Genomic DNA, 7,408 nt, shown 5'->3' with positions numbered 1-7,408 from the left:
ACTTTAGGGTATACTTTAAAGTTACACAAAACATCTATATGAAGACTAAAGTCCAAATTAGTGTTTATGTTGGTTCAATGTATTACATTTCGTATTTTCTATTTGTAACGTAATTTCAGTAATATTATGATTATGTTTTAGAACTTCTAAGGCCTTTTGATAGAGTTGATCTGTATTGCTATTCGGAGCAACCAAATGAGCAGTTAAATGAATATTTCTTGAGGATATAGCCCAGACTTTCAACTGATGAATCCCTTCAACGCCCTCTAGCTTCAATAAATCATTTCTTAACGACTCAATATCAATCTCATCAGGAACTCCTTCAAGCAGAATATGAATACTTTGTTTTAATAAAATCCAAGTTCGAGGTAAGACCCAGAAGCCAATTAACACAGCGATTACGGTATCAACCCACATCCACTGGGTAAAATAAATAACTATTCCTCCGATAATCACGCCTATCGATCCTAGAGCATCACTAAGAACTTCTAAATATGCACCTTTTATATTTAGACTTCCTTCAGCACTAGCAGAAAGGATTTTCATTGAAATCAAATTTATGACCAAACCAATGACCGCGACAATCATCATTCCAACACTTTGAATTTCAGCAGGATTCGTAAAACGTTGATAAGCTTCATATACAATATATATTGCTACCACAAAAAGCATCACCGCATTAAACAGAGCCGCTAAAATTTCAAATCGCTGATAGCCAAAAGTTCTTTTATCATCTGCGGCTTTTTTACCAATTTTGATAGCGGCAAGAGCAATAGCTAAAGCGGCTACATCAGTAAACATATGAGCTGCATCAGATAACAAAGCCAAACTTTGGGTAATAAAAGCAGCGACAACTTCTACTATTAAAAAAGTAGTCGTTAAACCTAAGGCAACCATTAACTTCTTACTATTTTCTTCAGTAACAACCGCATGGCTATGATCATGATGTTCTGACATAAAATATTTTCCTTATTCTATTTATGATGAGCAGAGATATTGGATAACAGCCAATATCTCTGCTGTAAATCGACTAATCTATTGGATTAAGAAACTTTCTTTTCATTTATCCAACGATAAAGCACGGGTAACAGCACCAAAGTTAGTAATGTTGAAGAGATAATCCCGCCAATCACTACGGTTGCCAGTGGCCGTTGAACCTCAGCCCCTGTTCCGGTTGCCAGCGCCATTGGTACAAAACCCAGTGAAGCCACACAAGCTGTCATCAACACTGGTCTTAAGCGCAAAATAGCCCCTTGCCACACGGCTTTATGCACTGGATATTTGTCCCTTAATTCCTTAATAAAGGTCAGCATTACCAGTCCATTGAGGACTGCAACACCAGATAAGGCAATAAAGCCAATTCCAGCTGACATCGATAATGGAATATCCCTTAGCCAAAGGAACAGCACACCACCGGTCAAGGCAAAGGGTACCCCGGTAAAGACCAATAGACTTTCTTTGACATTGTGAAAGACCGCCATCAGTAAAATAAAGATAGTGATTAAAGCCAGTGGAATCACGATTTGCATCCGTGCTTTGGCTGAAGCCAAATTTTCAAACTGACCGCCATATTCTATCCAATAACCACTTGGCAAAGTGTATGCTTTGAGCTGTGTCTGTACATCAGAAACAAAAGACCCTAAATCACGCCCTTCAACATTCGTTGTAACCACAACTCGGCGTTTACCATTTTCTCGACTGACTTGGTTGATTCCTTCAATGGTCGAGACTTGCGCGACATCCGACAAAAAAATACTGCCACCATTTGGAAGCTGAATAGGTAACTGGGAAACAGATGCGACACTACGGTCTTGCTCTCCAAGACGGATAACAAAATCAAAACGACGATCGCCTTCTAAAATCTCTCCCACGCTTTGTCCACCAATACTGGTTGCCACAAGGTCTTGAATTGAACGCACACTCAAACCATATTGTGCAGCCAAAGTTTTATTTACCTCGACATTCAGTAATGGCAAACCTGAGGTCTGCTCAACTTTCACGGCACTGCTACCCGATATTTGCTGAATGATTTTGGAGATTTTAGTCGCCTCAGTATTGAGGACATTCATATCATCACCGAAGATTTTCACACCAACATCACTACGCACACCTGAGATCAATTCATTAAATCGGAGTTCAATCGGTTGTGAAAATTCACTATTATTGCCTGGAATCGTGGCTAAATACGTCACCATACGGCCACGTAATTCATCTAAACTTTCTTTAGGATTTGGCCATTCTGAACGAGGCTTTAACATGATATAGCCATCTGAAATATTGGGTGGCATGACATCTGTTGCAACCTCGGCTGTACCCGTTCTGGCAAATACTGCCTTAATTTCAGGGAAACTCTTTAAAAGAAGTTTTTCAGTATTCTCCTGAATACGTAAAGACTCTTCTAAGCCTGTACTTGGTGAACGTAACTGTTGTACCGCAAAGTCTCCTTCACTGAGCTGTGGTGCAAATTCACTGCCGAGTTTGGTACTGATAAATCCCGTAATCACTAATACACACAGTGCAAAAGTCAGCACAACTGCTTTGTATTGATACGAAATATCAAGAGTTTGCTGATATTTAGCTTTTAGCCATAACATCCAACGACTTTCTTTTTCTTGAATATCGCCTTTGACCCACAATGCCACAGCAGCAGGCACAAAGGTGATCGATAAAATAATGGCTGCAACAAGGGCGAGTACCACTGTCAATGCCATCGGATGGAACATTTTTGCTTCCACACCACTTAAAGCAAAAATCGGCAAATACACCACCAAAATAATAAGCTGACCAAAAATAAGAGGACGACGTGCTTGGCGGGCAGCCAGAAAAACTTCCTTAAAGCGTTCACTTTGTGTGAGAGGTCGTTTTAACAGTTGCTGTGTATGGGCTAAACGCCGGATACAGTTTTCGACAATCACCACAGCACCATCGACAATGATGCCGAAATCGAGTGCACCTAAACTCATCAGATTGGCACTGATATTTTTCTGTGCCATCCCGGTTAAGGTAAACAGCATAGAGAGTGGAATGACACAGGCAGTAATCAAGGCAGCACGGATATTCCCTAAAAACAGGAACAGAATGATGATGACCAGGATTGCTCCCTCTACCAAGTTTTTCTGAACGGTTTTAATCGCCTTCTCAACCAAGGTAGTACGGTCGTACACCGTTTCAATCACTACCCCTTTAGGCAAACTATTCTGAATATCTTGAAGCTTGGCATCCACAGCTTTAGAAACAGTCCGGCTATTTCCACCCATCGCCATCATGGCAACCCCTAAAACGGTTTCTTTGCCGTTATAGGTTGCCCCACCGGTTCTTAAATCATGCCCAATAGAGACTTGCGCAATATCACCAACCCGAATTGGGCTGCCATTTGGGCTACCCAGCATGGTGTTCTCAATATCAGAAAGCCCATTGAATGCACCCGGTACACGTACCGTCAGTTGCTGACCATTGTCTTCAATATAACCTGCACCTCGGTTCTCATTATTTTGCGCTAAAGCCTGTTGCAGTTGTTCTAATGAGATATTCAGTTGCTGCATCCGGTTTAAATCGGGAGAGACCACATAGGTTTTTTCAAAACCACCAATACTGTTGACCTCTGCAACTCCCTTAACACGTTGCAGTTGAGGACGCACAATCCAGTCCTGAATCTCACGCAAATCCATCGGCGTGTATGCAGTTCCATCCGGCTTTTTCGCATTCGGATCTGCCTTCAGTACCCATTGATAAATCTCACCGAGACCCGTAGAAACGGGGGACATCGTCGGTGCGATTTGTGCAGGCAACTCAGATTGCGCCTCCTGTATCCGTTGGTTAATCTGCTGACGGGCCCAATAAATATCAGTCCCATCTTTAAAGACAATGGTGACTTGAGAGAGTCCATAACGGGATATGGAACGGGTAAGCTCCAGATCCGGAATGCCAGCCATGGCATTTTCAATGGGATAGGTAATCCGCTGTTCGACTTCAAGCGCAGTAAAACCCTTGGCTTGAGTATTAATCTGGACTTGGGTATTGGTAATATCGGGTACAGCATCAATCGGGAGTTTCTGATAGCTATACACCCCGACCGCAATCCAGGTACAGACAAAGAGCAACACCCAAATCGCATTTTGTATGGAAAACTGAATGATTCGTTCGAATAAACCTTCTGGTTTTGGCAGATCAGAATTAATGTTCATGGCCTGCCTCGTCTTTTTCTAATTCAGATTTCAACAAGAAACTGCCTTGAGCGATATACTTCTGCCCTTCAGTCAGCCCAGAAATCACTTCAAGCCATTGTCCATCACTTGAAGCCTGCCCCAATTGCACTTTCTGTGCTTTTAAGTGGACTTGACCTTTTTGTTCTGAATCTACGATGAAAATACTGTCTTCACCTTCAATACTTTGCAGCGCAGACTTTTGAATCCGAAGGGCTGATTTTGCTGTAGCTTCCGGAATCAACACTCTCACTAACACATTAGAACGCAACTCAGTAGCTTGCGCATCGAGTTTTGCGCGCACCACCAGACGCCCTGTTTGTACATCTGCCTGAGAGGTTAAGCTTTGTACAGTAGCTTTATAGATTTGATCTGAATCATTCACTTTAAAGTCAATTTTTTGCCCGGCTTGCAGTTGACCTGAGAATTGATTCGGCAAATTAAACTCAAGCCATAAATCTTTCAGCTGTTCAATGACAAAGAGCTGATTAGCCAGTTGCACATTTTCACCGACCACAATATCTTTTTGACTGATCACCCCAGAGATCGGTGCTTTAATCAGAAAACGCCCATTGTTATTGCCACTTGCACCTAATGCATTTAAACGTGCTTGTGAGGACTGGACAGTAATCTGCGCTTGACGGTAGGCATTTTCGGCACGCTGGTAATCCTGTTTGGCAGAAATCCCCTGTGACCAGAGTTGCTGTTCGCGCTGGTAATCTTTACGGGCCAAATCCAGATTCACCTGTGCCATACGCAGATTTGCCTGTTGGTCGATCAGTTCAGGCACGATTAGTACAGCCAGCGTTTGTCCTTTTTGCACGCTCTGTCCTAAAGCCACATTGACCTGCTCGACATGACCACTAAAATTAGGCGATATATGCGCTTGTTGATCGGTATTCACCACCAATTTACCTGGCAGGGTTGTCAGCTTTTCAACCAATCCTGTGGATGCAACAGCAACTTTTAAACCTTGTTCAACCATTTGTTGGCTGGTCAGTTGTATTTCGCCTTCTTCAGCATGTCCTTCTTCAGAACTATCTTCATCAGAATGTTCGGCATTTCCCTCATCATGACCATGCCCCTCAGATTCAGTTTTTTTTGAACTTAACCAAATAACCAGACTGACCAAGACCGTAATCAGAATCAAAATTGCAATCATGAGAGACTGGGATATTTTTCCGTTTTGCTTGGCGTTCATTTTATCGTGCTCCCCCATTGATTAAATTTTGCGATGCTTCGACTGCCTTTTTATTCAGTTGTGTATAGGCATCCGAACGGCTAATTTCTTCATAACTTGTGCCAATACTGAGTGCCTCAGCTGCGAGGGCAGTTTGCCAAGCTTGACGTAGAATTTGTAATTGACCCAATCGAAGATTCTGCAGTTGGGTGGTTGCTTGCTGAACGTCGGTAATGGACAGTTTCCCTGCCTGAAACCCTTGTAAAGTACGGCTCTGAACTTTGGTCGCCAAAGTAACTTGTGCTGTTGTGGCATCGAACTGGCTACGTAAACCTTTGAGCTGATGCATGCTGTTGGCAATATTGAGTATTTGTTGCTTCAGCTCACGCTGCTGCTGTTGGTTCAGCAATATTTGCTGTTGCTGGACCATCGGGATCGCATATTGCTGGCGGTTGAAAATATTCAGTGGAATAGCCACGCCGATTGCCAAAGTCGTATCGTTGCTTTCATTAGGGGTTTTGCTACGTTTCATGCCTACATTTAAAGTCGGATTGGGACGTGCCTGAATTCTTAAATTTTCAATTTGATGATCCGATTGCTGAATGTTCAAGGCATAGAATTTTTCTAGCCACCCTTCAGCAATATACCGTTGCACAGTTTGGAGACTTTGCTCTGGCCAAGGGATAGCGGTTTTATTCAATTGAAGATGTGAAGATGTTTCTTCCCCCCACAAATTAGACAGCTGACGACCGGCAGCTTGTTTATTCAGCATCGCTTGCTGATAAAGTCGTTGGATTTCTAGCGCTTCAATTTGGGTACGCTCAAAATCAACCAGGGCAATACTGCCTGCCTGATAGCGTTTCTGGGCACTGTCCAGATTGGCTTTACTTGTTTTTAACTGTACTGAATAAGCAGACTGCTCAACCTCAGCAAGTGCAAATTGCGACCATGCAAATTTAACAATCAGTTGGCTTTGTGCCTTCCATAATTGCTGTTGCAATTGGATTTGTTGATTCGAGGTATTGGCAATCACCCGGTTCAGCTTACGCTGACCAAATAGATCTAGAGGTTGACTAACGCCAACATTGAATTCCTGTTCTTGACCTGAGCCAAAGCCAGACTGTTCTAAACTTATACTTGGATTCTGCCATAACCGACTTTGCTGAATATTCAATTCAGATATTTGCTGAACTTGTTGCCACAGCTTGTCTTGAGTCTGGTAACTTTGTACTTTTGCTAAAGCGGATTCAAAGCTGGTAACGTTTTCAGCATAGCTATATTGCATAGCCGCTGTACATATACAAGCAACCAAGCTATGACGCAAGAGTATAATTGATTGTGAAGACATGATTTTTCCCACTTATTTAAATAATAAAAGTGGTGGGAATGTTTTAGGCTACCCCACCATGAGCGGGGAAAATTCGGGAGGTGGGCTTTGTTGAAACAGGTCAGGAGCCTGATAGCTGTTTTTCCAATGAAATTGTGGATTCACTTTAACTTCAGAGCTTGGATGAAACACATCTACTTTTTCATTTTGTACAATCAAATGCGTCATCGATGGTAGATGATCTTGATGATCTTCACCGATTTCTAAATCGCTACTGAATGTTTTTATGTTTTCTGACTGTCCATTATGATCGTGTTGACGACTATCGCTGGCACACAAGGTATTTTGGTGATGACCAAAATGATAACTCTGCTGTGATTGAGGCTGTTGTTCATGGACACAAAAGGCCGCCGCCACATTCCAAAAGCTTTGGAACATGAACAATCCAACCAAGACTGTAATCCATGTAGTAGAACGCATCATCATAACAATCGAAAAATTTGTACCAAGTATAAGGCTTAGAGCCACTCCAAGGTCAAGCTTAATAAATTAAATTAAACATTCAATGAACACTGAATAGCCGGCACTTTTGCAAATTTACCTTGTCTCTATAAGCTCACATCAATTTCAGGTAAGAATAACAATAGATAGTGAACCGTACCGGGTTTGTCGGAGACTTTTTATTTAAGTTAGGCCACC

At 42.3% G+C, this 7,408-nt stretch carries 5 protein-coding genes; all 5 read right to left on the bottom strand.

The window, feature by feature from the left end:
- Positions 1–57: 57 nt before the first annotated feature.
- The 5 genes from FTT63_RS14415 to FTT63_RS14395 all read right to left on the bottom strand — a co-directional run bounded on the left by FTT63_RS14415 (position 58) and on the right by FTT63_RS14395 (position 7,189).
- Positions 58–957 carry a cation diffusion facilitator family transporter gene (locus FTT63_RS14415; RefSeq protein ID WP_005028603.1) on the bottom strand — a complete coding sequence of 300 codons (900 nt, stop codon included), beginning with the start codon at positions 955–957 and terminating at the stop codon, positions 58–60.
- 86 nt (positions 958–1,043) lie between these two features.
- On the bottom strand, positions 1,044–4,184 hold the full coding sequence (locus FTT63_RS14410) for an efflux RND transporter permease subunit (RefSeq protein ID WP_180192439.1): 3,141 nt from the start codon (positions 4,182–4,184) through the stop codon (positions 1,044–1,046).
- The gene (locus tag FTT63_RS14405; protein ID WP_016658777.1) at positions 4,174–5,403 is read right to left on the bottom strand and encodes an efflux RND transporter periplasmic adaptor subunit; all 1,230 of its coding nucleotides are present in this window, start codon (positions 5,401–5,403) and stop codon (positions 4,174–4,176) included. Before FTT63_RS14405 ends, FTT63_RS14410 begins: the two co-directional genes overlap by 11 nt.
- Before the next feature lies 1 nt (position 5,404).
- Positions 5,405–6,730 carry a TolC family protein gene (locus FTT63_RS14400; RefSeq protein WP_180192438.1) on the bottom strand — a complete coding sequence of 442 codons (1,326 nt, stop codon included), beginning with the start codon at positions 6,728–6,730 and terminating at the stop codon, positions 5,405–5,407.
- Between the two features lie 48 nt (positions 6,731–6,778).
- On the bottom strand, positions 6,779–7,189 hold the full coding sequence (locus FTT63_RS14395; RefSeq protein WP_197704863.1) for a cation efflux protein, CzcI-like: 411 nt from the start codon (positions 7,187–7,189) through the stop codon (positions 6,779–6,781).
- Positions 7,190–7,408 lie beyond the last annotated feature (219 nt).

It is taken from the genome of Acinetobacter sp. C15, from assembly GCF_013420645.1.
GTDB classification, from domain to species: domain Bacteria; phylum Pseudomonadota; class Gammaproteobacteria; order Pseudomonadales; family Moraxellaceae; genus Acinetobacter; species Acinetobacter indicus.
This window is presented reverse-complemented; position numbering and strand designations above follow the sequence as displayed.